The following is a 25,829-nucleotide window of genomic DNA, read 5'->3' on the forward strand; positions in this document are numbered from 1 at the left end:
TACATACGTAGATGATTATCCAATCAGCTCGCGCATTTTCCTGTCTAACTCTATCCTGCTTGGCAGTAGCGCTTCATCTGGTATTAGCGTCCGTCCTGCCGAAACGTAGAAGAACCCGGCTTCAATGTCTTCGGGGGCAGTTTCCATTCCCATCTCGCGCAGCCTATCCGACCACGCCAGGCGGTAAATCGCCAGCTGTAGCGCCGCTACTTCCCTTTCCTTTCCGCGCGGCATCTGGCCTGTCTTCCAGTCAATGACGCTCCACTTCCCGTTGTCGTTAAACACCGCGTCGATTCGGCCGACGACCCGCCTCTGCCCGATGGCAATTTCAAACGGCACCTCTACATGCGTTGGCGTGCGGTCAGCCCACACAGATGCCTCGAAATTCGCCTTCAATTTCTCCAGTTCGCGTTCGGACGCGACTTGTTCTGTGCCGAGGAAGTCATCCAGTTGATCCCCGAAGAGATCCTCATCGTCCAGCAGACTGTGTGCACCGAAGCGATTCTCCAACCAAGCGTGGAATGCCGTACCTCGGCGCGCGAATCGGTTTGGCTTAAACGGCACCGGGCGTGCTTTCCGACGGGCAAACGCGACCGGATCCGCAATCATCGCTTGGTATTCGCTAGTGGACATGCTTGTCGGCATTGGTAGATGAATCTCCGCGGCCTTAGCTCGAAGGATTTCATCCACGAGAATGGTCGTTTCCGTTTCCCATACCTCAGACAGGTCACCTGCAATGGGGCGCTCATCCTGGTCTTCTCTCATGTAGCGCATGACGCTTTTGGCTGCTCGCTGCGTACTATCTCGGCGGTTGCCCAGGGTATCGACGGGCCAGACCACCCCATCAACCGCAGTGTCGCAGTCCAAATCGACTTCAGTGTCCTCTACCTCAGGGTCCTCCCCATCTGTCCACGACACCACATAGTCACTGAATTGAGTGGCGATGGCTGCGAAGTCCGCCGACACGTCGGTGGGTTTCTTCAAGCTCGGATTAGGCCGCCTGCTTGCAGTGACAATGAGCTTTTTCGCGGAGCGAGTCATGGCAACGTAGAAGAGGCGCTGTTTTTCTTCCCTCTCCACTTCTCGCAGCTCTTCCTTGTAGGCTTTGATCACCTTGTTGAGGTCGGTCTGGTTATCGGTGCCTGATATGTCCAGTTCGGGGGCGTTGCTATCGACAGAATCAGCGACAGGAGCCCAATCGCCTGCTGCAAGCCGTGTTGCATCCTCTGTTGGTTCTGCACTAGCCGTTAGCGGATCCACCTGGGTAATTGCCCCAGGAGGAAGCTGAACTGAATTGGTGAGCCACGATGACAAATCAACTTTGTCGAACTTGCTGGTGGTGATGCCCGGAACAGCAACGGTTTCCCACTCCAAGCCCTTTGACTTGTGCATAGTCATGATTTGGACACAGTTTTCCGGCATGTTCATAGGTGCCCGTTCCAAGCCATCATCGTGTTCGACAGCGAATTCCAGATAGTTCAAAAACCCTGTCACATCGTCCGAGATATTTTGAGAATACGTCGCAGCGATATCGACAAACCTATCCAGATGTGCGGTTGTCGGCCTGGTTATCGCGGTAGCGGAACCGTACTGTCCAGCCGCTGCTTCTACGCGAATTCCAAACTCAGTAGCGATGTCCTCGACCAGTTCCGGCAGAGGCTTATTCAGCGAGAACCGGCGTAGTTTTCGTAGGCTTGCACCCAACTGTGCGATGCGCACCATTGCTTCATCTGTGTAGTTCAGTGACTCGCTGCAGACCAACCGCCCATTTTTTTCCACACTGCCGCGCGCCAGCGGGGTGCCGTCGTAAAAACGAATATCCGGGTCGGCGATGGCGTGCCCCAGCCCCACCGCGGACGATGCTGCTTCGGCATCTTCCACGAGCTTGTCATACTGGCGAGCGAGCTGGGAAAGCGGTGAGGAGTCTGAAGTTTCTTCGACGTTGCCCTTCTTGCGGGCCAACTCGTCCTTTCCTGCGATTGCCAGCTGATCTACACGAGTGCGAAGTGCCTCCACGTCTGCGGCACCCAAATTGAACTGTGGGCTGAGTAGCAGACGCAGAGCATCCTGGTCTGAACTGGGGTCGACCAATATCTTCATCACCGAGGTGATATCCATGACCTCGGGCAAGTGCAGTAATCCAGCGAGTCCTACAATGATTGCAGGCACACCCCGCTCAGACAGTGCATCTAAATAGACAGCCGATTCAGCATTTGTCCGAACCAGGATGGCGGCATCGAGCTTGTTGCCAGCTGCTTCACATTCGCGTAATTGCGTCTCCATGCAATCTGCGATGTATGCAACTTCTTCCTCACCGGTTGCAGTGAAAGCAAGCTGCACCTCGCCCTGGCCTGCTTTTGGCCCTGCATCCAGTGCCTCTACCGTACGAGCCTGCCCCGCAAAAGCACGGTCGGAGACTGCGTTAGCAAGCTGCAGCACTGACTGCGGGTTTCGCCAAGAAATGGTCAGTTGCTTTTTCTCCGCTGGCTGCCCATCCGACCGCGGAAAATCATTGACAAACTGCACAAGGTTTTCGGCCGTTGCTCCTCGCCAGCCATAAATTGCCTGCATCGGATCGCCGACAGCGGTGACACAACCACCGGAGAACAGCGCACGCAGGAACAGCCGCTGTGTGTGCGACGTGTCCTGGTACTCGTCGAGCATGATGATCTTAAAGCGACGCCGCTCCTCCTCCCCGACTTCCGCGAAGTCGGTGGCTAGCCGGGCCGCCCGAGCCATCTGCATACCGAAGGTGGCGACATTTTCTTCATTGCACCGAGCTCGAACCTGCTCTACCAGCGGCAAAATCTCTAATCTCTCCCGCTGCTTATCGACGATGCCCTGTAGATCGCCAATTAGTCCCTCGCGTTTACCCTTCTGCGGGGTCTGCTCAATATTGCTGATGAACGCTTCGGTTTCCTCGCGAATCGCCTGCGGGGTAGATAAGTTTGAGTCGATGTTCGACCCCAGCTCAATAATGCGACTGGCCAGCGTTGATGGCGCAATATCGACATCAATTTCGGTCACATTGCGAGCTGTTTCCCAGGCCAACTGCCACTGCGTCGCGCCATCCATAATGGTGACCCCCGGCTCCGTCGGCAGCAAAAGACCATAATTGCTCACGACTTCAGAGGCATAAGCATCGTAAGTAAGCGTGGTTGGGGCAATGACCTCGAGGCTTGCTAATACCTCTGGTGAAGCTTGTGCACGAAATGCAGCGGAGGAAGCAAGCGCATTCAGCTGTTGGCGGATACGGACGCCGAGCTCGCGCGCTGCCTTCCTGGTGAAGGTCAAACCTAGAACTTCTTCTGGGCGGATAAAGCCGTTGGCGACCAACCACACAACACGGGCAGCCATTGTCGCTGTTTTACCAGCACCGGCACCGGCGACAACAAGCATTGGTTCCATCGGTGCACCGATTACCGCCGCTTGTTGCGGGGTGGGCGGAAAGTCCTGCCCCATCATCTCCGACAGGGTGACGGGATCAATGATGGTTCGTTCCTCCGACATGACTACCGATTCCCTTCTGCTGCCGGGCACGCCTTCGAAAGCGTGCAGAACTTGCAATGATCACCAGCGAGCGCCAAGGCACGCGGGCCAGACGTCGCACGTGCTACCTGCTCTACGCGACGCTCCCAGTCAGCCAACTTGTCTTCCGTGAGCTTTGACTGTTCGCGGCTAGTGATAATGGTCTTATTGTGTGACTTTCGCGGAAATACCAGGTATGCCCCAGATTGTTCAATGCCTTCGCCGTTGTCCACAGCGAGCCCATCTCCGCTTTCAACGAGCTTCCCCTTCGACAGCGCTAGTTGATATGTAGCTAGCTGTGCGTGTCCTTCTACTTCTTTACCGGAGGGCGCTGTCTTACCGGTTTTAATATCGACGATTTGAACTGCACCATCAGCGTCTTCAATCAACCGGTCGATTCGTCCGACAATCACGATGTCATCGTTGATGTTGACATTTACTGGGACCTCGGTTCCGATATCTTTCTTAGTCTCAATCCACCGCTGCCAATCCTCCAGCCCGGTCAACCAGGTCTCTTCCTCAGTACGCTTACGCCACTCCGGATCATCGGACAGGTCCCCAAAAACACGCCGGATCTCAGACTGAGCCTCAGGCACAGTCACTCCCTTGGCGACTGCTTCTACCGCCTGATGCAGTAGAGAGCCCAGATACATGGCCGATGTCGGTGCTGATTTATCCAACATGGCCTTCAACGGACAACTCAGGGTTGCTTCCACCTTGGAGGGATTGATCCTCATCGGCTTCTTGTCATTTACCGGCTTCGAAGTCGACGGTGCACGGAGCCCCCACCAGGTGTCTGGATGTGCGCCAGCAACCTCAACCTGCGCCAATCGCGCGAGTTGACGTGCAGCTTGTCGACGCCGCGTCTCAGTCTCCGCATCGTCCACAACGGCTGCACGCAGTTCTGCCAGCAGTGACTCCACAGAGAGCACCCGTGGCAGGCCTTCACCGGCCCATGCGACATCTTCTGCCTCTGCAACATCCGGATTGCCGGCGTTTGCTTCATTAGCCGTAGCCCCGACTCCGTTCGCAGACGACGATGCTTCCGACTGTTTCACCAGCTCCGTCACCGAATTACCGAGCTTTTCAACGAGCTCGATAATAAACGGACTGGGAACTCCAACATCGTCAGGAGAATCGACTGCGGTCAGCAGTACCCTGTCGCTCGCCCGTGATACCGCGACGTGCAGCAAACGACGTTCCTCCGCCAGCGCATCCGCCATGGAATTGATGTACTCCCGCGGCTCAATTCCGTGATCAACGAGACCGATGAACTCGTTCTGCTTCATCACCGAGCCAGTCACACCGAGGCTGGGCCACTGGCCTTCCTGGACTCCGACAACTGCTACTGCTTTCCACTGCCTGCCCAGAGCCGCATGGGCTGAGAGAATGCGCACGGCATCGCGCTCTACCCCGCTACGGTCACGTGCGCCGATGGGCAGCTCCTGCTCTTCCACAGAAGCGATAAAACCGTCAACCGTCAGTTTTGGATTCAGCTCCACACGGTCACCAGCAAAGTCGAACAGTGCCATCACAGCATCCAAATCGCGGTCAGCCGATGCGCCAGCTGTACCGCCGCGCAACGATGCCGCCACCAGATGGTCTGCCAAACCAGTGGACTGCCAAATTGCCCACAAAGTTGCTTCCACACCATCGCGCAACGCTTCACGAGCTGCGCTCAACAGATCCAGCGGCACCTGCAGCGCCTGACGTTCACGCTGCGACAGAGACTCAATAAGCTCCAGATGTTCAGCTGTGAGTCCCTCTGCCTTCAAGATTCCGATGAGCTGAGTCATCGCGGCCCCGCCGAACAGGTCGGCCTTTCGGATTCCGCGCAGCAGACGCTCTTTGACAATCGGATCCATGTTGACCAATGGGCCGGAGAGGAACTCGTCCCACTCCACGTCATCGAGCTGGTTCATAGTTGCCCGCAACGCCACCATCAGCGCTCGCACCAATCGCTGATGACTTAGCACGATGTCCGTTGGGTCAATCTGCACAGGCACACCCGCACGCGACAACGCACGGAACAGAGAGGACTCCCCTGCACCGGACCGGACGATGACCGCCATATCCTTCCATGCCACTCCCTCGTCAATATGAAGGCGCCGGAAGTAGTCCGCGACTGTGGCTCGCTGTGCACGTTCAGAAGGATGAATAGCTATTTTTACTGCACTTTTAGCTGCGTACGAGTTTTCCGCTGCGACGGTATCGCTGTTGTTTCCAACTTCGGATTCACGAGCTTCCTGTGCTCCAACTGAACCGACAATGCCACGGTATGCAGGAGCCTTAGGCAAGCGCTGAGAAACTGCGTTGACTAAATCCGCGATATCAGCGTTACAGCGGTAAGACTGCTGCAAGTGGATTGCCTTGCACTCGGCCTCACCAGTCCTCCGGAGATAGTCATTATTAGCACCGCGGAAGTGGAATACCGATTGATCTTCATCACCAGTAATGACGGCTACCGCCGCCTGCGACACAAACCGATCCACAAGACGCGCAGCTTCCGGGGATAGGTGTTCAGCATCATCGACCAGCACCACCGACTTTCCCCACCGAGCCAGTGCTTGCGCGTCTGCATCCAGCTCCATCAATGCCGCAGAGACAATCTCTGCAGCGTTCAGGCTGGGCTCCCACGCCAACCGCATAGTCTGCTGATACTCCGCCATAAACTTGCCAGCCGCACACCACGACTCAATGCCATAGTCCACGCCGAGCTGCTGAAGCCTCGGGGCATCAATCCCCCGCTCAGCTGCACGCAGCAGAAAGTCACGAACTGCACGGGAAAAACCGACTAATGGGAGAGCCGGGCGCAACCGCTCTGGCCAATACGCACCACCATCTTCCGCATGTCCGGCCAAAAGTTGCCGCACGACAGCATCTTGGCGTGCACCAGTGGTCAACGATGGTTCAGGCTCTCCCCGACTCACGGCGGCATCACGTACTACTGCATAGGCAAGTGAATGCACGGCACGCACCATGCCACCTTGGCCTGCCCCGACCGAACCGCCTTCCCCCAGTTCAGAGGAAAAACGCCTGTCAATATCCCGCCTCAATTCCGCAGCGGCCTCTTTTGACTGTGACACCACCAAAATACTGTCCGCCGGAATGCCCGCCTGCATGTAGTCCACCGCGAGATCTGCCAGCAGCGAACTCTTTCCAGTCCCTGGGCCGCCTAAAACGCGCACAACAGGCTGGTTTACAAGCTTGTTCTCTACCACGAGCGCCTGATTATGGGAAGGGAAAAGCGCCTCTACCGCAGTACCCAACCACTGCCGACGACGAGGAGGTTCCTCCTGGACGAACCGAACCTTCGGCATTCCATCTACGTTCATGTGCACCATTGTGGCACAACCTCCGGACCGATACTCGAACACCCATTCGAAATAAGGAGAAAAATACCCCCGTCCCAAAAACTCCCGTAAATACTGCCCGGCGTTACTTAGACACAAACGCGCGAACTAGCGAAGCCGCGCGGAACAGACCGCGATACGCACTCGGCTGCGATTCTGGACTAACAGCGTGGACAAAAAGTCGATAACACATCGCACGAACGAGCAACTGACCGAAATCCGGCAGGTGATCGAAGCGCCGCAGTAGCTCCTCATCAGCCCCCATCATGGACAGACAATCCACTGCCGCCAAGGCAGCTGTCCAACCACGGACATGCCACGCTGGCACGATATCGGTGAGAACCGGGGCGGCCGTGCCGTCGTAAAGCAGCGTGCCGACGAGGTCTGCGTGACAGACCTGCAGAAGCTCCGTTGGCACAACCATCTCTGCCCGCAGCTGGAGAAGATCACCGGAGATCGTGAGAGCCTCGGCACAATCGGCGCGGGGGACGCTATCCGCGTCGAGAAGCTGCTCGAGGATGCCGATTGGGTCAGAGTCCCAAGCTGCTCGATTACACATGACGAAGTAATCGGGCTCCTTATCAAGGAGGAACTGTGGCCGTTCAATACTGGCAAGCGACTCTTCCACACGACCAGCGGCCACAATGGTTTCATCGGCACGTGGCGCGAATCCCCCCGGGATGAAATGACGAGCCTGCCACCCAGCAATAACCAAGCGGCCGTCGCTGGTACGCACGGATTTCGCCACTCGGACGCCATCGACATCTAGCGCACTGCGAACCTTTGCAGACCACAGCGCCTGCGCCGAATTATGTACCGGCGAAAGGACAATGGAATCGTCGTAGACCCAGCCATTGTCCCAAGCTCGCCCGGCACGATGCGGCTCGCCCTCGGCACCAAAGGCCTCTAAAACACGGTCGGGAGGAGTGGCGATCATAATCTGCTACTACCTTGCTTTCTGAGTCGGTGCGGCCGTATCGTCGTCCGCCCCAAATGGGTACGGCCAGCCGTTGACAGAACACGTCTTACCATCGACCTGATAGACCTCGCTGCTGTCGATTTTGTGCAGTTCATCGTTCGACACGCTCAGGGTCTGCTGCATCATGATTGGCGCGATACCGCCGTCCCTCGGACAGGGCTCGTGAACCGCGTACCCAAGTCCGTGACCAACCTCGTGATTAATAAGGTATTGGCGATACAATCCCAGGTCCCCCTCAAAAGGCAGGGCACCTCGAACCCACCGGGCGATACTGACGACCACGCGCCCAGGCTCACCTTCCCGCTGCCCAGACAGGTAACAGGAGGTCTCCATTCCCAAGGTGTTGCCGCACAGCTGATGTGCGGTTCCAGTCGCGGAAAGCTGCACGACAATCGTCGGATCCTGGTCGCGAGGCACTGCCTCGAAAGAAAAATCTGGATTAGCTGTCCAGCCACGTGGATCGGCCAGAATCGAGTTTACCGTCTCTGCAAAGGCGCGCTCGCCACCAATCGAAGGAACATCAATGTTGTCTTCAATTTCCACGGAATACCTGACCGCATTGTCGCGCCCCTCCCCAACACGGGGATGCGCCACGGTGACATCTTTAAAATTTCCCGAGGGTTCCGTGGCAAAGGCCGGACCGGGTGGCAACTGCCCTCCCTCGTAACCATCACCGTATCCCTCACCGGGCACCGGACCAGGGCGACCATTGCCACTCTGCGAGGCGACAGTGCCAGTGCCGGAACCTGAAGAATCATCTTCAGCAGTGAAGATGTCGAAGAGAATGATGACTGTGAGCACCACAAGTACAGGGATGGCATAGGCTCGCCACCCCCAACTCCTTGCAATGCGTACGAGAAAGGGTTCTTGCGTCATTAGGCGAAGAAGCCAACCTTACGGTCTGCGTTATTACCGGTACGGACGTAGGCGACCTTGTCAGCATTAATCAGGTACTCCTGACCAGCGCCGTCGCTGAGCTCAATCACACCTTCGCCAGCAGCCAGCTTCTGGGAGATCGCAGCCTTGACCTCCTCACCACCAGCGACGTTTTCAATGTTCAGCTCACGCGTATTGTCTGCAAATCCAATAGTGAAGTCCATAGGTGACATCATAACCATTCCCAAAGCGGCTAGGATTAGAGAGACCGATTAAGCCGTCGTGTCACGTGAGGTTACAAACAGCAAAGGAGTCGCCGTGGCAGAGTCCCAGTCCCCGACATTCGTCGAATTGGGGGTCGCCGCGGAAATCTGCGACGCACTCGCCGACGAAGGAATCACCCGCACATTTGCCATCCAGGAACTGACGCTGCCCTTGGCGCTCGACGGCACGGACATCATCGGCCAAGCCCGTACTGGAATGGGAAAAACTCTTGGTTTTGGTGTCCCCCTTATTGACCGCGTCTTTGATGACGCCCGCATTCCAGAACCGGATGGCACTGCCCGCGCAATCATCATCGTCCCCACCCGTGAGCTATGTGTGCAGGTCGGCGAGGATTTGGCCCGCGCTGCGCACTCAACCAATCTGCGTGTGTGCACTATTTACGGTGGCCGCCCCTATGAGGAACAGATTGAACAGCTAGACCGCGGCGTGGACATCATCGTTGGTACTCCCGGCCGTCTCATCGATCTTTACCAGCGCAATAATCTAGAGCTGTCAGGCGTAAAGATTTTGGTTCTCGACGAGGCCGACGAAATGCTCGACTTGGGCTTCCTGCCGGACATCGAGAAGATTCTGGCTGCGGTGCCAGATGAACGTCAGACCATGCTCTTCTCGGCAACAATGCCGGGCCCAATTCTGACTCTCGCACGTACCTTTATGAATCGCCCGGTGCACATCCGCGCTGAATCAGGCGAGGAAGAGGCCACAGTCCACGAGACCACTAAACAGATCGTTTTCCAATCGCACCAGATGGATAAGGTCTCGGTCATTGCCCGCATCCTGCAAGCCAACGGTCGTGGTCGCACCATCATTTTTGCTCGCACGAAGCGTGGCGCCGCTTCCGTTGCTGAGCAGCTCGGCGAGCGCGGCTTCCTGGTCACTGCCGTCCACGGCGATATGGGCCAGCCTGCACGTGAGCGCTCGCTGACGGCGTTCCGCAATGGCGACGTCGACGTCCTGGTCGCAACCGATGTCGCGGCTCGCGGTATCGATATCGACGATGTCACCCACGTCATCAACCATCAGGTGCCCGATGACGAAATGACCTATGTCCACCGCATCGGCCGCACCGGCCGCGCGGGACACAGCGGTGTCGCCGTTACGCTCGTCGGCTGGGATGAAACCACAAAGTGGAAGGCTATTTCAGATGCTCTCGACCTGGACATGGCCGAGATTCCGACGTGGTTTTCCACCTCCCCCGAGCTCGCTGAAGCTCTAGACATCCCCGAGGGGATCGATGAGAAGGTCGGGCCAGCCCGCCCGGTGTTGGGTTCCAGACCACCTCGCGGGCGTGGCGGGAGAGGCCCGCGAAACAACCGCTCACAGGCTCATCATCGCAATCGCGGCCAAGGACGAAGCTCAAAGCGGGCCGGCCACTCCAATTCTCATCGTCGCAGCTAGGCCGCTGCGCGTGCCAACTCCCCGCCTCACCTCTCGCCACGACCACTCGTCGACAGGACATTCCAACCGTGCTGCAGTCACCACAAGCCAACGCTGAGCCCACCACTGCAGAGACCCGACTGCGCCGCAATCGAATCGCATCAGTAGTTCTCATCATCGCCGTAGTGCTAGTCGTCGGTTGGACATGGGTCGCTTCTCCGGCTCGTAAGGTCAATCGCACTGAATCCACGGCACCGACGAGCAGCACAGCGCAAGCCCCGGCCGCGAACGATCCGGAGGCAATGCCACATACTCTCCGGCCGGTGTGGTCCACCGAATCGTCGGCAAGCACAAGCACGCAGACCATCTCCCCGGCGCCACTGGTGATGGACAACTCCCTCATCGTTGCTGAGGACCGGGGCGTGCGTGCTATCTCGCTTAACGACGGCACGGAGCGCTGGCACTATCGACGAGATATTCCGCTTTGTGCGCTCTCGGGCAGTGATGGCCAAGTTTTCGCGACTTTTCGTGGGGCAGCTGGCTGCGGTGAGACCGTTGCACTCAAGCCCGACTCGGGGCAGTATGTCGCGACCCGTAAATCGATTGCGGCTGACAGCCCTGCCGCCGTGCGCTCGAACTCATACGCGGGTGTCTACGACTCTGGATTCCTGGAGCTGTGGCGCTCTGACCTGGTCCGAGTAGTCGAGTACGGCAAGATTCCAGCGTCTCCGGAACCGAAGATGCAGCCGCATCCGGAGTGTTCGATTATCAGTGCGCTCACGCGCGTGGAGCTGCTGGCCGTCGTAAACAACTGCGATGGTCACGGGCGCCTGGTCATGCAGGCGGCAAATCCGGAGGAGTCTCGGAAACCGGAGGTCAAGAGCGATATTGACCTTGGTCCGGTAACTGCAGATATGTCACTGGTATCGATTGGCCAGGACACGGCGGCGGTACTGTCAGACAATCGCATCCGAGTTTTTCGTATGGACGGCACGATGCTGACTGAATTGGCGCTGGATGAGACTACCCTGCGCCCAGCACCGGCGGAAGCTAACTCCAACGGCGATGCCCCGCGTGCGCCTTTTACAACGGATCTTCCCCATCACATGACGTGGTGGTCGCCGCGTGGTTTACTGGGCTTCCGCCCGAGCACCCTGGCGCCGGATTTCGAGTTTCCTGAGGCCACAGGAACCCCAGCTCCATGGGGTGAGCATGTTTTCATGCCAGTCGCTGACGGAGTCGCGGTATTGAATGCCAAGACTCTCGAGATTATCGGCACACTCCCGTTGCCTGCAGCTGCGAAGTCCACTCATGCAAATAATGCGGACAAGCCGGAAGTGCCCGTGCGCCTTGCGGTTGTCGGTGACACGCTACTAGTTCAGCGCGGTGAGTCAGTCGACGCGTTCGCCATCGAAGCTTAGAAAGAGCGGGCAGCCCAATCAATCGCCTTCGGACTAAACATACAGGCCAGCGCAGCAATTGAAGCTGCCGCCGTCGGTAGAGCAAGCAGAAAAGCGCTCGAGCGGAACATGTAATAGGCCACGCCCAGCAAGCAGAGGTTGAGCATAATAATCGGCCCGCGCCCCCATCGGGCGCCACGCAGCAACATAATCGCACCAGCGAGAACAGCGCCGAAAATGAGAAGGAACCACAGCGCGGTACCCCAACCGGAAATGACCGCGGCCTCGTCGCGGTACCCCATCAAATCACGAATGAGAAGGAAGATCCCGTAGCCCAGACCGAGGGCACATTCGGCGACACCAATCCACGCACCGACCATAACAACCTGAGGTGCGGCGATCGGCCCGTCGGCTGCCGCAAGCTGGTCGGTAGTACGCGATTTGGGCGCATTGCTGCTGTTTTTCTGGTTACTCACGCCCTACATGTTAGCCCGGTGCGAACCGATAAATACACCCTGGAGGCATACCGGCTAATGCGCCCATCACAAGTCTGCTCATGCACTATTCTTGGTGCCTGTGCGTGCGTTGCTAATCTCCAATCCGAATTCGACCAGTAACACTGCTCGACGTATGCCCGGCGTTGTGCGGGCGCTTCGCTCGGTCGAGGGGATTCGCTTGACATCCATGTTTACCGCCTACCCTGGCCATGCTGCAGAAATGGTGGCGGGTAAAACGGTTCGCGATTACGACGTCATTATTTCTCTCGGCGGCGACGGAACCATTAACGAGATTGTCAATGGGCTCATGAACTCCAACCCATTCTCCGCACTGCCTGCCACTGACCTGCCTGCCATCGCGACAATTCCCACCGGCAGCGCCAACGTTTTGGCAGGTGCGTTGGGTATTCCCCGCGACCCCGTAGATGCCGCGTGGTACATCGCAAGTCTGCTGCGCTCCCGAACCCGCAGCACTATCAGCGTTGGACATGCAGCGGAGCGATGCTTCGTGGTCAATGCCGGTATCGGCATCGATGCGGAAGTCATTTCCACCATGGAACAGCTCCGACAAAACGGTACCCGCGCCAAAGCCGTGCGCTATTTGCCGGCAATTTTCACCGCATGGAATCAGTTGCGCAAAAGCCCGCCACAAATCACCGCAACTACCGACGGCACGGAGTTTGGCCGTGATTTCGCAATGGCCGTGGTGTCCAACTCCAATCCCTGGACATTCCTCGGCGACCTCCCCATCGTCACCAACCCCACTGTGTCCCTACGCAGGGGCCTGGGCTTTTATGGCTTCACTTCCCTGAGGGGAGTGACGGGACTTGTCGCCGCAGCCAATTTAGCCGGTTTCTTCACCCGACTGCGTTCCCCCTTCCACGTCGAAGCCCGCGAACGACGCGTCGACAACGTCCAGCACATCGAGCTCACCGCTACTGCCCCACTTCGTCTCCAGTTGGACGGCGAGTACATCAATCAGTGTGAGTCCCTCAACATCCGTGTTAAGCAAGGCGCTATCAATTTTGTGGCGCGTGCCGACGATTACACCGAGGACCAGTTCACCAAGAAAGTCGCTACCCGCCCCGTGGACGAGCGCTTGCTCGTTGTGGTGACCAAAAAGGTCATGGATCGCACACGCCGACTGTTCAGTACTAGCCAAAAGACCGAGGCAAACCCGGCTTAAACTGCAACTGTTTACTGACAAGCCAACAAAAATGCGCCATACACCCTCACTACTGCAATTACCAAAACTAATTTTACCCCCACAAAGGGCTAGTTTTGACCTGGCGTTTTAACCAAAACTTCACTTTTCTGTGAGGTTTGGCACTTTTATTCATTTTGCTCTTTACGAACCGTCCCAGTCGTGAAAACATGTAAATCGTCAGCGAGACAGGCACGCAGTTCACTGGTTGTGTAACCATGCAAGTCTCGCCTTTTTAGGCGCAAACTCTTTGGTGAGTCCCCACTACCTTTCACGCCGTATAGGCGATGGAACAGGTGGCCCCTCCCAAGATGCCTAATACCCCTGGGCAACCGGGAATGAACCCCAAACCTTCGTTGAGATACGGCGATTTGTCGTGTCTGACGAAATCCATTTCCGGAGCTGCCTTCCCGCAAGGAAATTTAACCCTGCCCTCACCCGGGGCTCGTAATGTTTTAGGAGTTTGTCATGGATTGGCGTCACAAGGCCGTTTGTCGTGAAGAGGATCCGGAGCTGTTCTTCCCGGTCGGTAACTCCGGCCCGGCTCTCGCCCAGATTGCTAAGGCCAAGGTCGTTTGCAACCGTTGCCCCGTTACTGCTCAGTGCCTGGCCTGGGCACTTGAGACCGGCCAGGATGCAGGTGTCTGGGGCGGCATGAGCGAGGATGAGCGTCGCGCACTGAAGCGCCGTCGCAACCGCGGTCGCACTCGCCGCACTCGCACCAGCACCGCAGTCTAATTAAAAGACTTACCCTCTTACCGTGTAATCTATACCGGTTGATACCTGTTTAACCCGATAGAAAGAGAGCCCAGCTATGAGCAAGCGTGGCCGTAAGCGCAAGGACCGTCGTAAGAACAAGGCTAACCACGGCAAGCGTCCGAACAGCTAAGTTGCCCTTAGTTGCAGCAGTCTTAGCCATCACCGGCTAAGACATCTCACTCCACCCCGGCACAACTCGGTATTGCACCGAAGGACGGGGTGGAGTTTTTTATGCCTCCAGCGGATACCTCAGCGGGTAGCAGATTTGAAAGTGACTAGGTTTATCACACATGAATTGAATTCACCCGCGGTTTTTTGTCATAAACCTAGTCACTTTCAACACCTTTTCGATGCCTCGTCGATACCGCATCCTCGCTTTCCGGATTAACCATCCGCCGGAACCTTACCAGCGAGTTTGGAGCCCAAACCCCACCGGAGTAACGTCTGAAAATAGAGCTTTTACAGCAGCTCCAGCTAGGTTGCTCGAAAGCAATGGGGCTATAGCTCAGTTGGTAGAGCGTCGCGTTCGCAATGCGAAGGTCAGGGGTTCGATTCCCCTTAGCTCCACAAAAATATCCCAGGCCACATCACCGTGACCTGGGATTTTCCCATTACGCATTACCGCATTACCGTATTACGCAACATCGCATTAAGCATCAAAGGAATACGCGCCAAAAGATGACGCACCAAAACCTAGCCGCCAGCAGCTACCTGCGGTACTCCACCCGCGTATAGGACACGCGAATCCGAGTGGTAATGCGCTGACGGAGGTCCTCAGGGGCAGGTTGCTGGCAGCACCGGCGTAGCAGCCGTCGTATAGCTTGCTCGGAACCGAACTCTTCCAAGCACTGAGGGCATTTGTGAATGTGTTCCTCGAGAAAGCGGCGCTCCTCCGAATCACACTCGCCATCTAAAAATGCGTGTAGGCGCGAGTGGACATCCTGACAGAAAGCATCTTCACAGGCGTGCCCGCGCTCTGGCGTCTGCTCCATATCTTGGCTCGACTCTCGGCTCATCGCGGAGAATCTCCCTTCTCTTCTTTCAAGAATCCACGTTCCACGGCTACGTTGTGCAACGCGTCTCGGAGCTGTTTTCTTCCACGGTGGAGCCGACTCATCACAGTTCCGATGGGCGTGCCCATGATTTCGGCGATTTCCTTGTAGGGCAATCCCTCGACATCGGCGTAGTAGACCACCATCCGGTAGTCCTCTTTGAGGCTCATCAAAGCGTCACGAATTTCCTCGTCAGGAAGCTTTTCCAGCGCTTCAACCTCAGCAGAGCGCAGCCCTATCGAAGTGTGCGACGCGGTTTCCGCGATCTGTGAATCCGTGATGTCATCGGTGGCGTACTCGGCAGGACGTCGCTGCGCCTTGCGGTAGTTGTTGATGTACGCATTCGTCAGAATGCGGTAGAGCCACGCTTTCAGGTTCGTGCCCGGCTTGTAGGAGCGGAAGCCCTGAAAGGCCTTGATATAGGTCTCCTGCACCAGGTCTTCGGCATCGGCGGGGTTGCGTGTCATCCGCAGCGCCGCTCCATAGAGCTGATCCAAAAGCGGCATGGCATCACGCTCAAAGCGCTGCGCAAGCTCCTCATCCGACTCATCAGTCCGGATGGCCGATGTTCCTGTCTGATCACCTGACATGCTACCTATCCTAAAACATCCGCACCCACGAGTCGGCCAGACCCCCGTCACCAGGCATTTCGTCGCGTAGCTGCACTGGTGTGCAACGATGGGAAATTATGTCGAAGAAGTCCGCCAAGAAATCCGCTGCCGCCACCCCGGCAATCGCCGTCTGTCAGAACGCCGGAATCGACTTCCACGTTCACCAATTCCCCCACGGCAGCGACAACTTCGGCGAAGAGGCCGCCTCTTGGCTACTAGAGCATCTCGGAGTCGAGCCCGAACGCATCTTCAAAACTCTCATTATCGAGCTATCCGGCAAACGCACTGGGCTGGCCATCGCCGTCGTCCCCGCCACCGGAATGCTCAACCCCAAGGCCGCCGCCGCTGCTGTCGGGGCTTCCAAGGCCACGATGGCCGACCCCCATGACGCGTCACTTGCCACCGGCTACGTTCCCGGCGGCATCTCCCCGCTTGGCGGTCGCCGCAAGCTCCCCACCGTCATTGATGAGACCGCTACTCTCGCCGACACCGTGTTCGTCTCCGGTGGTCGCCGCGGGTGGGACATCGAACTGTCACCCGCTGATCTGGTTTCGCTTTGCGACGCCACGGTCGCCGACATCGCCCGCTAACCCTGCGGCTACTCCTGCAACCTCCCCGCTGATACGGCCTTAAAACAGCTCCTCGTTGTGGCCGGGTGCTGCTCCATCGGGCCCATTCAGCAGGTGCGATCCTTCATTCGCAACATTGCCGACGGCGCGGTTGACCGGTCGGATGGTCAGCTTGTCCACCACTTCTGCGCTGGTCATGCCAACATCTCCGTCTGCTGCCCAGGCCGAGAGATCCAACCAGTCACTGACTTCGTCGTCGGCAAGCACGCGCGGCATACGATGATGAAGATCCGCGAGCTGTCCCACGGCGTCGGTGGTGAGAATTGTGGCGGAGACGATATCGCCCCAGCGCGCCCACAGCCCCGCGACGGTGAAAAGCGGTGCGTCATCGCTGAAGCTGACGAAGTAGGGCTGGCGATTCTTCCACTCGTACCAACCGTTCATGGGGATTGCGCAGGGCAGGCTGTCCCGGAAAGTCGGTTTGGACTGCCAGGTTTCCGCACGAGCATTGAAGAAAGGTGTTGTTGGCACTTCGCGGGCCCACTGCGGAATTAAACCCCAGCGCACGGTGGCAGCAATGGTTCCTGTGCGGCCGGGGTGCTCGCGGGCAAGAGCAACTATTGGCATGGTCGGTCCGATGTTGTAGCGGGAGGTGGGCAACGGGCCGTCGGCACGCACGGGCGCCAAACCGGGAATCTCAGCCGTGGTGCTGAGCAGTTCTTCGGCGACTGTGAAATTGACGAAACGACCACACATACCAACTGATTGTGCCGTTGACTCCCCCTCTAGTCGAGGTATGGAGTGAAAGTGTTCCATAATTGGTTGTGTGTGTTCCCAAAATCAGAATTGGTCCGCCCCTACTGTAAGTGTCGACGGTGCCGAGGCCGGTCGACAGCCTTTTAGCGCCACGGTGCAGATTGCCGGCTCGAAGTCGATTACGAACCGTGCCCTTGTCATCGCGGCGCTATCTTCGACACCATCGGTTATCCATGGTGCTCTGCGCTCTCGCGATACCGATCTTATGATTCGCGCACTGCAGGCTCTGGGAACTGACATCAGTGCCGACTCGACATATTCGGGTGCCCCGAACCACACGCTCCGCGTCACTCCACGCATGCTTCGCGGTGGTGTCGTGGAATGTGGTCTCGCAGGTACGGTTATGCGCTTCGTGCCACCTATCGCAGCTCTTGCGCAGGGGTCGGTGTTCTTCGAAGGCGACGTAGAAGCCAAGGCTCGCCCGATGTCGGCCGTGCTGGATGCCCTGCGCAGCCTCGGTGTGAACATCGCGGGCAATGGGCTTCCCTTCACGGTCAATCCGCAGGGTCCGAATCAGGGCAACCGCCTCGGTGACTCGGTTCAAGAGCAAGATCTGCCGGACATCGGCGGCGAAGTGGAAATTGACGCTTCGGCTTCGAGCCAGTTCGTCTCTGGTCTGTTGCTGTCAGCACCGCGCTACGGCCGTGGCCTGGTACTTCGCCCGACCGGTGAGATTCCTTCCCGCCCGCACATTGACATGACCCTGGACATGCTTCGCGAGGCCGGTGTGCAGGTCGAGGAGACCACGGCCGACACACCTGAGGGACCACGCACAACGTTCACCATTCACCCGACCGAAATGATGGGTCGTATTTGGCAGGTCGAGCCTGATCTGTCCAACGCCGCCGCCTTCCTGGCCGCTGCGGCTGTCACTGGTGGCAGCGTCACCGTGCCCGACTGGCCAGAGCACACCACGCAGCCGGGCGACCGCATCCGCGAGATCCTCACCGCTATGGGCGCTACCGTGACGTTCAACCGTCACGAAGGTGGCCACACCAGCCTCACCGTCGTGGGCCCAAAGCCGTCGGAGCTGCGCGGAATCACGATGGACATGTCCGAGGTTGGCGAGCTGACCCCCACCGTCGCGGCCATCGCCGCCTTGGCCACTACCCGCACCGAGCTGACGGGTATCGCACACCTGCGCGGTCACGAAACCAACCGTCTCGCCGCGCTCACCACGGAAATCAACCGTCTCGGCGGTCGCGCGACCGAGCTTGACGACGGCATTGCGATCGACCCCGTTCCGCTCCACGGTGGTCTCTGGCACAGCTACGCCGACCATCGAATGGCCACCGCTGGTGCCATTGTTGGCCTGCGCACGGAGGGCGTGGAAGTCGAAAATATCGGTACCACTGCTAAGACCATGCCTGGATTCGATCTGCGCTGGCTGGAGATGCTCGGACTGGCCTCCCCCAGCCCTAGTTCGTTGGAAAAGTCAGTCGAAGCTCGAATTGATGGTGTGGACAACGGAACCGAGGCAGGGAAATAACAGTGGCGGCACGCAGGCGTGGACGGCAATGGGACGAGTCCGATGTACGCATCCGCCCCGGTAAAGGGTCGCGACCACGGACGAAGGATCGCCCCCGCCACGCCGATGCCCACTGGGGCATGGTGGTGACCAAGGATCGTGGTCGTTGGGGTGTAGTCCTCTCTAACAACCCTGATGTTGCAGTGACATGCATGCGTGCCCGCGAGCTCGGCCGCACCAATATCGTTGTCGGTGACCGTGTCGGTGTCGTAGGCGATGTCAGCGGCCGTGCGGGCACACTGGCCCGCATCGTCAAGCTGGCAGAGCGCAGCACGGTTTTGCGTCGCACCGCCGATGACAATGACCCGTATGAGCGCATCGTCGTGGCCAATGCCAGCCTGCTGCTCATTGTGTGCGCAGTCGCCGATCCTGAACCTCGCACCGGTTTTGTCGAACGCGCGCTGGTCGCGGCCTACGCCGGCGGTGTCCGCCCCGTGCTCTGTCTGACTAAATCCGATCTGGCCGACCCAGAGGAATTTGCCGGGGAGTTCTCGGCACTCGGAGTGGATGTCGTTGTCTGCGGTATTAATGATGACTTGGCTCCTCTGTCAGAACTCATCGATGCCCCAGGACGAGTGACAGCTTTGGTTGGGCATTCCGGCGTGGGGAAATCGACCCTCGTCAACCGGATTGTTCCCGAAGCCAACCGTGAGACCGGCGAAGTTAGTGGTGTGGGTAAGGGCCGCCATACCTCCACGCAGTCGGTGGCGCTGATGTTGCCGTCGGAAAGCGATGACGATGCGGCGTCGTGGATTATTGATACCCCGGGCATTCGTTCCTTTGGTCTGGCTCATGTGACACCGGAGACGCTGCTGGCGGCGTTTCCAGATATCCAGGCAGCGACAGATGAATGCCCACGTGGTTGCACCCATTTGGGGCCGCCCGCGGATCCAGAGTGCGCCCTCGACAAGCTGGAGGGAGTTCAGCACCGTCGAGCGATGGCCGTGCGTCGCCTGTTGAGCGCCATCAGCGACAACGAGGACTGGGAGCTGGACATTGAAAGAGACTAGCCATACCGATTCTGTGGAGACGCCCTCTGAAGCCGCGGCTGGTGCTGAGTCGGACAAAGCGGGCTCCGGACTCTACCCCGCTCCCGGCAGTTGGATTCGGCTGTGCATCTACACGCTTATCGTGGGTCTTGCGACGGGGCTCGGAGCTGCCGGGCTCGCGCTGATCATGCACGGCATCGAGTACGCGGTCTACGGGCAGCACGAGGGTGACGTAGCGGTCGTAACCGATGGCACCACTGGTTTACAGCGCTTTGTCGGAATTGTGTTGGCGGGGCTGATTGCAGGACCAATCTGGGCAGCTCTTCGCACAAAGGCGAAGCCTGTTGAAAGCGTTGAAGCGGGCATGCACGGCCGCCCCATGCCTGTGTGGTCAACTCTTGTCAATGTGTTTTTGCAGATGGCGACTGTCGCTGCAGGTGCATCCATGGGACGCGAGAATGCCCCGCGTGAGCTCGGTGCAATGGTGGCCTCGCAGATGTCGCATCGACTGCGCATCGATCCACTACACCGCCGTATTTTGGTCGCAGCAGCGGCCGGTGCCGGCCTGGGGGCGATTTATCACATCCCGTTGGCTGGAGCGGTTTTCTCGTTGGAGATTCTGCTGGGCTCGCTGAGTATTACCGCGGTGATGGTGGTGCTGGCGTGTTCAGCCATTGCCACGGTGACGTCGGGCATTGTGGTCGGCAGTAGCCCGCTCTACAGCCCAATTAATCTCTCGGACGGCTGGGGCAACCTCGGGGCAGCACTGCTCATCGGTGTTATCTGCGGTGCCATTGGCTACGCATTTCGCATTCTCAGCTCGCGGATGTCGGACAAAGCACCGACTGGCTGGCATTCTGCCTGGGCCATCCCCCTCGCATTCACACTGGTTGGTGTGATTTCACTGTGGGTTCCAGAAGTGTTGGGCAATGGCCGTATCGCTGCGACCACAGTTCTCATGGACCGCCCGCTGCTGGGTTTTGCAGTCATCCTGCTGATTGCGAAAGCTTTCGCGGTTCTCGTTACTTTCCGTTCTGGTGCCGTCGGTGGTCTCTTGACTCCCGGCTTTGCCCTTGGCGCGCTCAGCGGTTTCATCGTCGGCTGCTTCGTACAGCCATTGATGCCCTCAGTTCCGCTGAGCGACTTTGCGATTCTCGGCGCGGCGGCCTTCCTGTCGGCGTCCATGGCAGCACCACTTTTCGCACTGATCGTGACCGTGGAGTTCACCGGCCAGAATTCCTCGGCTTACTTAGCGCTCTTCCTCGCTGGTGCAACTGCGACGCTGACCGTGACCATGATTCGCGCCTGGCTGCGGCTGCCCCACAAGCAATCAATGCCATGGAACCGCGAACCGGCAGTCGCGGCTGCGGTCCGCAAGCGGGTCGAGGACTAACCGCGCGCAGCAGTGTGCGTCGAGCGACCTGTGTAGGCCCGGACAATTTCCCGGACACCTGGGCGAAGACGGCGGAGCATTCGCAGGCCCGTCGCTAAGCCCTTGCGTTGCGGGGAACTGGACTGGAGCTCCGCTTCAACCTGCGGATACTTCTTGAACGCCGCCTCCGAACGTACCTCTGGGGCGTTGTCCGGGTCAGCGACTAAGAAGCGATCCGGCAGCGACAACTTCAGCAGCGTGCGCTGGACCTGGAAGAACTGCTTCGGGAACGACCCCGTGTTGTATGGCAGGTCGTATTCCCGGCAGATCTGCTTAACCTGCTTCGAAATCTGCGCAAGCCTGTTGGATGGCATGTCCGGGAAGAGGTGGTGCTCAATCTGGTAATTCAGATTTCCCGAGAGCACCGACAGCGCCAGCCCACCGTGGAAGTTCGCCGAGCCCAGCATTTGGCGCAAATACCACTCGCTCTTGTCCTCGGTGTTGTACTGCTCCTTGGTGAAAGTCTCGGCATCATCCGGGAAGTGTCCGCAGAAGATGACAGCGTAGGCCCACAGATTACGGGCTAGGTTGGCCATCATGTTCGCAAACGCCACTTCGCGGTAACGCGAACCCGCCATCGCGGGGAAGAGAACGTAGTCCTTGAGCACCTGGCGCCCCGACTTGTTGAGCACCTCCATGAGCTGTGGACGAGCTTCATCCCAGGATTTCTTGCCGGCGAACACGCGCCCGAGCTCGACGTCATAGAAGGCCACTGCCCATTGGAAAAGGCTGGCCAACACCACGTTTGTCACCGGCTGCAGCAGCGTCGATGGCTTCCAACGGCGGTCACGAGTCACCCGGAGAATGCCATATCCCACATCGTTGTCCATACCGAGCACGTTGGTGTACTTGTGGTGGACAAAGTTGTGGGAGTGCTTCCACCCGCTGGATGGGCAGGAATTGTCCCACTCCCAGGTGGCCGAGTGAATCTCGGGGTCATTCATCCAGTCCCACTGACCGTGCATGGTGTTGTGTCCGATTTCGAGGTTTTCCAAAATCTTTGCCAACCCCAGCGCTGAGACGCCCGCCCATTTGAAACCCCAGTGCGCGGTGTTCTTCCACGACTTCGGCAGCATCCCCAATTTGTTCAGGGCCATGCCGGCGGTCGGCACCATCAGCAGGCCTCGACCAGTCACCTCAAGGGTGCGCTGAATGCGGATGAGCGTGCGGATGTAGCGAGCATCCTTCTGTCCCAGCGAATCGCGGTGTTGCTTTTCGATTTCCGCAAACCGACGCCCAATCTCTGCGACGTCTTCTTCGCTCAAGTGCGCATACGATGCGATATCGGAAATTGCCATGGGAAGGGTCCCAACTCCTTTAGGTAGTTTCTCCTGGTTAATGCAGGTTGAGATAGATGTGGGGCGAACTTACAGTTCGATACGCGCGCGCCCCGCCGGCGCACAGACGCACGTTCGGACCCGCTCGCCCGCCACAAACGTCGCCCCGGTGCGGATGTCCCGCGCTGCGCCGTCGGAGAGTTGCTGCACGCACGTCGCACAAATTCCCATCCGACAGCCGTACGGCAGGTCAACCCCGACGCTCTCGGCCGCCTCCAGGATGGTCGTTGCACCGTCTACGTCGATATCGCCTCGGCTGCCGAAACTCACCGTGCCGCCGACCTCCCCCGCCGCCGAGCGGTCAACGGTGAAACGTTCCGTCCGCAGCCCGGGAAACTCCGACTCAAGGTTCTTCAACAGTTCAACCGGACCACAGGAATAGGCGCTTGCCGACGATGCCAGCGCTCCAAAGTCAGCAATGATGTCGGTAACCGCCGCAGCGTCAATCCGCGGCTGCGTCTCGGTATTCCGGGCATGCAGGTGATACTTCAACGCGCTAGTAGCGCTGCGCTGTTCCAGCTCGCGAAGTTCGTTGACAAACACAGCTTCTGCCTCGCCGCGGTAGGAGTGAATGTGCTCGACTTCCACCGAGGCATTGCGAGCTGAAAGATCACGCAGCATCGAAATCACCGGAGTGACGCCGGAGCCTGCGGTAACAAACGCAATGCGGGCTGGGAGCGGCTCCGGAAGATGGAAATCCCCAGCCGGGGCAGCCAGGCGGACGACAGTACCCGGCTTGACATTGGCGACGAGGTGTTGGGACACGTAGCCGTCGTTGAGCGCACGGATGTTGATAGTCAGCAGCCCGTCATGAGGCCGCGGCGCATTTGTCAGCGAGTAGGAACGCCACAGGTATTTCCCCTTGACCTCTACGCCAAGTCCGATGAACTGGCCTGGCTTGAAGTCTGTTGGCATCCCCCAACCCGGACGGATTATCAACTCTGCTGAAGTAGGAGATGTGGGATTAATGGCCTCAATCTGACCGCGCAGCTCGCGACTTGACCACAGCGGATTTAGCAAATGCGTGTAATCATCGGGCAAAAGTGGCGTGGATAAATGCTTGAATACCCGGGAAACTTTGGTCTTAAGCCCCATTTTTGGCCCTCCTGACTGTCACGGGCGAACAAGTAATAACGCTGTTCATCAGTAGGCATGCCCCACCCGATTCATTATTACGTGTCCGTAGGTTACTTAGACGTAGACTACGGAGCGGTAAGTTATTGGTCAAGAGAAACAAATGATTTTGACACAAATAGCGAAATTGTCATTACCCCCACCCTCGTGCGAAACACCCCCTTTGACATGGAGCTTATCTACACAAAACAATCCCGCCTTTTATACCCCCGCCGAAAACACTTGTGCCATACAAAAAAGGGGCTGGGTTCCTAAACCCAGTCCCCTTCATCAACGCCAAGCACGCGCTACTACAGGAAGTCGACCACCATGCCGAGCTCAGCTACGTCGTACCACGCCAGCGGGATCTCCAGCGCATCGCCGACAGTGAGCTCCGCATCCTCGTCACCGAGATCTGCCTTATCGACGGCATCAATCGCAGCCTCAACCTTGCTTTCCGCCTCTTCCACATCAATGTGGAGCGCTGCAACGTCGGCAAGCGAAATTGGGCCGCCGACCTTAACCACGGCATCTCCCATATCCGACTGCGGCTCCGCCTCAACATCAACGGAAATGACCACTCGACGGTGCGGGAACTTCTCTTCTGCGGCATCGAGCAGACGGAGCGACGCACGCGCAGCCTCATCAAAGGCTACGTCTGCCAGTTCCTCATCATCGCCCTCAGTAAAGAAATCGCGCAGCGCTTCAGTGACAGCAAAGCCCCAACCACCGCGGGCGTGGAAGAGCTCATCCTCCTTAAGCGCCTCAAGCATGGAGAAAGTCGCTGGGATATAGACGCGCATTAGAACTCGCCCTCGAGACCCAGTAGACCGGCAATCTCGACCACTGCGCGGTCGAACTGCTGATAGAAGACTCCCACCATGCCGTTAGAGACGGCCGCATGGATGTTCTCAATCGAATCATCTACCAGCACGCAGTCCCGTGCCGGCAGTTCAATAGCCGCAGCGGCTGCATTAAAAGCCTCTGCCGAAGGCTTCTCATGGCCAATTTCACCAGAGAGCACAACTGCGTCTACCAGGCCCTCATCTTCGAGCTTGCGAATCGGATCCGCCGATGGGCCACCTGGGTCATTCGACAGGACTGCCAGGCCAACACCATTTGCACGCGCCTCTACCAGCAAATTACGCCAACGTGCCTGGTCTTCATCCGTGCCGTCAAGGACACCACAGTAATCGATAATCATTCCGCGCATGGCCTGTAGTTTATCGCATGACCTGCACGTTTGCCTTTTTTCCAGTTCAGCGTGTTAATTGGCTGTTCGTTACGCCCAATTGTAGGCGACCAGAACGGCCTTGACGGAAACCGATAGGACCATTAACAGCGAAACACTCAGCCCATTTCGCGACTGCGCCTTCTCCACAATCCCCCCACGCCGGCCGTGAATTCCCCTTCACAAGCTGCACACTTAAAGCACTTGTAGGACAATGGTCTTCAGCAAGGGGGAACTTGCCAATGGAGAGTTTTTAGGGGGATTAATCCATGGCACCAACGTCTCACGTACCAAAATCTCAGACACCGATGCCTTACGCGCTGTCGCACGCCGCTGAGCACCGCTCCAGTGGCAGGGAATCCATTGAACCGGCAACGGGCTTTTCGCTTCTCCACACAATTCAACTCGGCCAGTCAGCTAATGCCGCCGCCTCTCAAACCGCAAAAGTGGCACCGACCTACAGCGGATGCTCGGCTGCCACCGGAGCCGCTGTCATAACGGCATTACCGCCCGCCGTGGCCACTCCTGCTGCGAAAAAGACGCCGCAAACACCGCACGTCGTCCAGCACTGTGAGCAGAATCTGAGACAGGAGCTTGGCACGATTACTCGCCGCGTCTTCGACATCATCGCGGGTCGCAGGCGAGTCAACGATTTGCGTCGCATCAATATCGACCCGATTATTCACGCTGCGATACTCACGCTGTCGAAGAACACCAGCCTCAAGGGTGTCGCGTTGCAATCCTTCCACGCCAGCGCTTCCGCGGACGGCAAGAAGGTCGAGTTCCTGGGTAGTTGCCGTGTCGGTCCGCGCGTTCGCGCGTTCACGGGCACTTTCCGCCGCGGAACAGCAAAAACGCGGCCATGGACCATGACCGCGTTTCGTGTGCTTTAG

Annotated in this window: 23 protein-coding genes and 1 tRNA gene; 11 read left to right on the plus strand and 13 right to left on the minus strand. The window is 58.2% G+C overall.

The annotated features are described in order from the left end of the window. Positions 1–15 precede the first annotated feature (15 nt). The 5 genes from QP978_RS01530 to QP978_RS01550 form a co-directional block, all read right to left on the minus strand. On the minus strand, positions 16–3,510 hold the full coding sequence (locus tag QP978_RS01530; RefSeq protein ID WP_284856757.1) for an ATP-dependent helicase: 3,495 nt from the start codon (positions 3,508–3,510) through the stop codon (positions 16–18). Between the two features lie 2 nt (positions 3,511–3,512). Continuing rightward, the gene (locus QP978_RS01535; protein WP_232250854.1) at positions 3,513–6,863 is read right to left on the minus strand and encodes an ATP-dependent helicase; all 3,351 of its coding nucleotides are present in this window, start codon (positions 6,861–6,863) and stop codon (positions 3,513–3,515) included. A gap of 103 nt (positions 6,864–6,966) precedes the next feature. Then, entirely contained in the window at positions 6,967–7,818 is an 852-nt protein-coding gene (locus QP978_RS01540; RefSeq protein WP_048733339.1) for a TIGR02569 family protein, read from the minus strand. Between the two features lie 9 nt (positions 7,819–7,827). After that, the gene (locus tag QP978_RS01545; RefSeq protein ID WP_049172838.1) at positions 7,828–8,736 is read right to left on the minus strand and encodes a DUF3152 domain-containing protein; all 909 of its coding nucleotides are present in this window, start codon (positions 8,734–8,736) and stop codon (positions 7,828–7,830) included. Beyond that, positions 8,736–8,960, minus strand: coding sequence for a DUF3107 domain-containing protein (locus QP978_RS01550; protein ID WP_246820028.1), 225 nt, complete (start codon positions 8,958–8,960; stop codon positions 8,736–8,738). The genes QP978_RS01545 and QP978_RS01550 overlap by 1 nt, the downstream gene beginning before the upstream one ends. 94 nt (positions 8,961–9,054) lie before the next feature. Between QP978_RS01550 and QP978_RS01555 the strand changes: the two genes are divergently transcribed. Together QP978_RS01555 and QP978_RS01560 are read left to right on the plus strand one after the other, a co-directional pair. After that, positions 9,055–10,419: a DEAD/DEAH box helicase gene (locus QP978_RS01555; RefSeq protein ID WP_049191109.1), complete on the plus strand. Its 1,365-nt coding sequence runs from the start codon at positions 9,055–9,057 to the stop codon at positions 10,417–10,419. A 68-nt stretch (positions 10,420–10,487) separates the two neighbouring features. Next, positions 10,488–11,819, plus strand: a complete 1,332-nt coding sequence (locus tag QP978_RS01560; RefSeq protein WP_284856758.1) for an Rv3212 family protein — start codon at positions 10,488–10,490, stop codon at positions 11,817–11,819. On the opposite strand, the gene QP978_RS01565 is transcribed toward QP978_RS01560, so the two are convergent. Beyond that, complete coding sequence (locus tag QP978_RS01565; protein ID WP_224783785.1) at positions 11,816–12,274, minus strand: hypothetical protein; 459 nt, start codon at positions 12,272–12,274, stop codon at positions 11,816–11,818. The genes QP978_RS01560 and QP978_RS01565 overlap by 4 nt on opposite strands. 100 nt (positions 12,275–12,374) lie before the next feature. Here QP978_RS01565 and QP978_RS01570 point away from each other — a divergent pair, with 100 nt between their 5' ends. The 4 genes from QP978_RS01570 (at position 12,375) to QP978_RS01580 (ending at position 14,825) form a co-directional block, all read left to right on the plus strand. Beyond that, a complete protein-coding gene (locus QP978_RS01570; protein WP_284856759.1) occupies positions 12,375–13,481 on the plus strand; it encodes a diacylglycerol/lipid kinase family protein in 1,107 nt (368 codons plus the stop codon). Positions 13,482–13,967: 486 nt separating this feature from the next. Then, positions 13,968–14,237, plus strand: coding sequence for a WhiB family transcriptional regulator (locus QP978_RS01575; protein ID WP_005511107.1), 270 nt, complete (start codon positions 13,968–13,970; stop codon positions 14,235–14,237). Between the two features lie 76 nt (positions 14,238–14,313). Beyond that, a complete protein-coding gene (locus QP978_RS10860) occupies positions 14,314–14,388 on the plus strand; it encodes a 50S ribosomal protein bL37 (RefSeq protein WP_014300525.1) in 75 nt (24 codons plus the stop codon). A gap of 364 nt (positions 14,389–14,752) precedes the next feature. After that, positions 14,753–14,825: transfer RNA gene (locus QP978_RS01580), tRNA-Ala, on the plus strand. A 140-nt stretch (positions 14,826–14,965) separates the two neighbouring features. On the opposite strand, the gene rsrA is transcribed toward QP978_RS01580, so the two are convergent. Both rsrA and QP978_RS01585 read right to left on the minus strand, forming a co-directional pair. Beyond that, entirely contained in the window at positions 14,966–15,274 is a 309-nt protein-coding gene (gene rsrA / locus QP978_RS10825; RefSeq protein ID WP_016422222.1) for a mycothiol system anti-sigma-R factor, read from the minus strand. Next, positions 15,271–15,900, minus strand: a complete 630-nt coding sequence (locus QP978_RS01585; protein ID WP_016422221.1) for a sigma-70 family RNA polymerase sigma factor — start codon at positions 15,898–15,900, stop codon at positions 15,271–15,273. Before QP978_RS01585 ends, rsrA begins: the two co-directional genes overlap by 4 nt. A gap of 98 nt (positions 15,901–15,998) precedes the next feature. Here QP978_RS01585 and ybaK point away from each other — a divergent pair, with 98 nt between their 5' ends. After that, positions 15,999–16,511: a Cys-tRNA(Pro) deacylase gene (gene ybaK, locus QP978_RS01590; RefSeq protein WP_272715487.1), complete on the plus strand. Its 513-nt coding sequence runs from the start codon at positions 15,999–16,001 to the stop codon at positions 16,509–16,511. Positions 16,512–16,550: 39 nt separating this feature from the next. Here the strand turns inward: ybaK and QP978_RS01595 are convergent, their stop codons facing one another. Beyond that, on the minus strand, positions 16,551–17,246 hold the full coding sequence (locus QP978_RS01595; RefSeq protein ID WP_272715486.1) for an SOS response-associated peptidase: 696 nt from the start codon (positions 17,244–17,246) through the stop codon (positions 16,551–16,553). Positions 17,247–17,316: 70 nt separating this feature from the next. Here QP978_RS01595 and aroA point away from each other — a divergent pair, with 70 nt between their 5' ends. Genes aroA through QP978_RS01610 form a run of 3 tightly spaced genes read left to right on the plus strand, consistent with a single transcriptional unit; the run spans position 17,317 to position 21,216 of the window. Beyond that, positions 17,317–18,795 (plus strand): 3-phosphoshikimate 1-carboxyvinyltransferase, encoded by a 1,479-nt coding sequence (gene aroA / locus QP978_RS01600; RefSeq protein ID WP_284856760.1) that lies wholly within the window; start codon positions 17,317–17,319, stop codon positions 18,793–18,795. A 2-nt stretch (positions 18,796–18,797) separates the two neighbouring features. After that, positions 18,798–19,844: a ribosome small subunit-dependent GTPase A gene (gene rsgA / locus QP978_RS01605; RefSeq protein WP_284856761.1), complete on the plus strand. Its 1,047-nt coding sequence runs from the start codon at positions 18,798–18,800 to the stop codon at positions 19,842–19,844. Continuing rightward, a complete protein-coding gene (locus tag QP978_RS01610) occupies positions 19,831–21,216 on the plus strand; it encodes a chloride channel protein (protein WP_187401312.1) in 1,386 nt (461 codons plus the stop codon). Before rsgA ends, QP978_RS01610 begins: the two co-directional genes overlap by 14 nt. Here the strand turns inward: QP978_RS01610 and QP978_RS01615 are convergent. The 4 genes from QP978_RS01615 to QP978_RS01630 form a co-directional block, all read right to left on the minus strand. Next, the gene (locus tag QP978_RS01615; RefSeq protein WP_284856762.1) at positions 21,213–22,553 is read right to left on the minus strand and encodes a fatty acid desaturase family protein; all 1,341 of its coding nucleotides are present in this window, start codon (positions 22,551–22,553) and stop codon (positions 21,213–21,215) included. The genes QP978_RS01610 and QP978_RS01615 overlap by 4 nt on opposite strands. A 69-nt stretch (positions 22,554–22,622) precedes the next feature. Further along, entirely contained in the window at positions 22,623–23,687 is a 1,065-nt protein-coding gene (locus tag QP978_RS01620; RefSeq protein WP_284856763.1) for a flavin reductase family protein, read from the minus strand. Between the two features lie 329 nt (positions 23,688–24,016). Next, positions 24,017–24,508, minus strand: a complete 492-nt coding sequence (locus QP978_RS01625) for a DUF6912 family protein (RefSeq protein ID WP_049172814.1) — start codon at positions 24,506–24,508, stop codon at positions 24,017–24,019. Then, complete coding sequence (locus QP978_RS01630; protein WP_038627918.1) at positions 24,508–24,918, minus strand: HAD-IA family hydrolase; 411 nt, start codon at positions 24,916–24,918, stop codon at positions 24,508–24,510. Before QP978_RS01630 ends, QP978_RS01625 begins: the two co-directional genes overlap by 1 nt. A 287-nt stretch (positions 24,919–25,205) precedes the next feature. Here QP978_RS01630 and QP978_RS01635 point away from each other — a divergent pair, with 287 nt between their 5' ends. Continuing rightward, complete coding sequence (locus QP978_RS01635; protein WP_239393015.1) at positions 25,206–25,829, plus strand: hypothetical protein; 624 nt, start codon at positions 25,206–25,208, stop codon at positions 25,827–25,829.

It is taken from the genome of Corynebacterium sp. MSK035, from assembly GCF_030232615.1.
Lineage (GTDB): Bacteria > Actinomycetota > Actinomycetes > Mycobacteriales > Mycobacteriaceae > Corynebacterium > Corynebacterium jeikeium_D.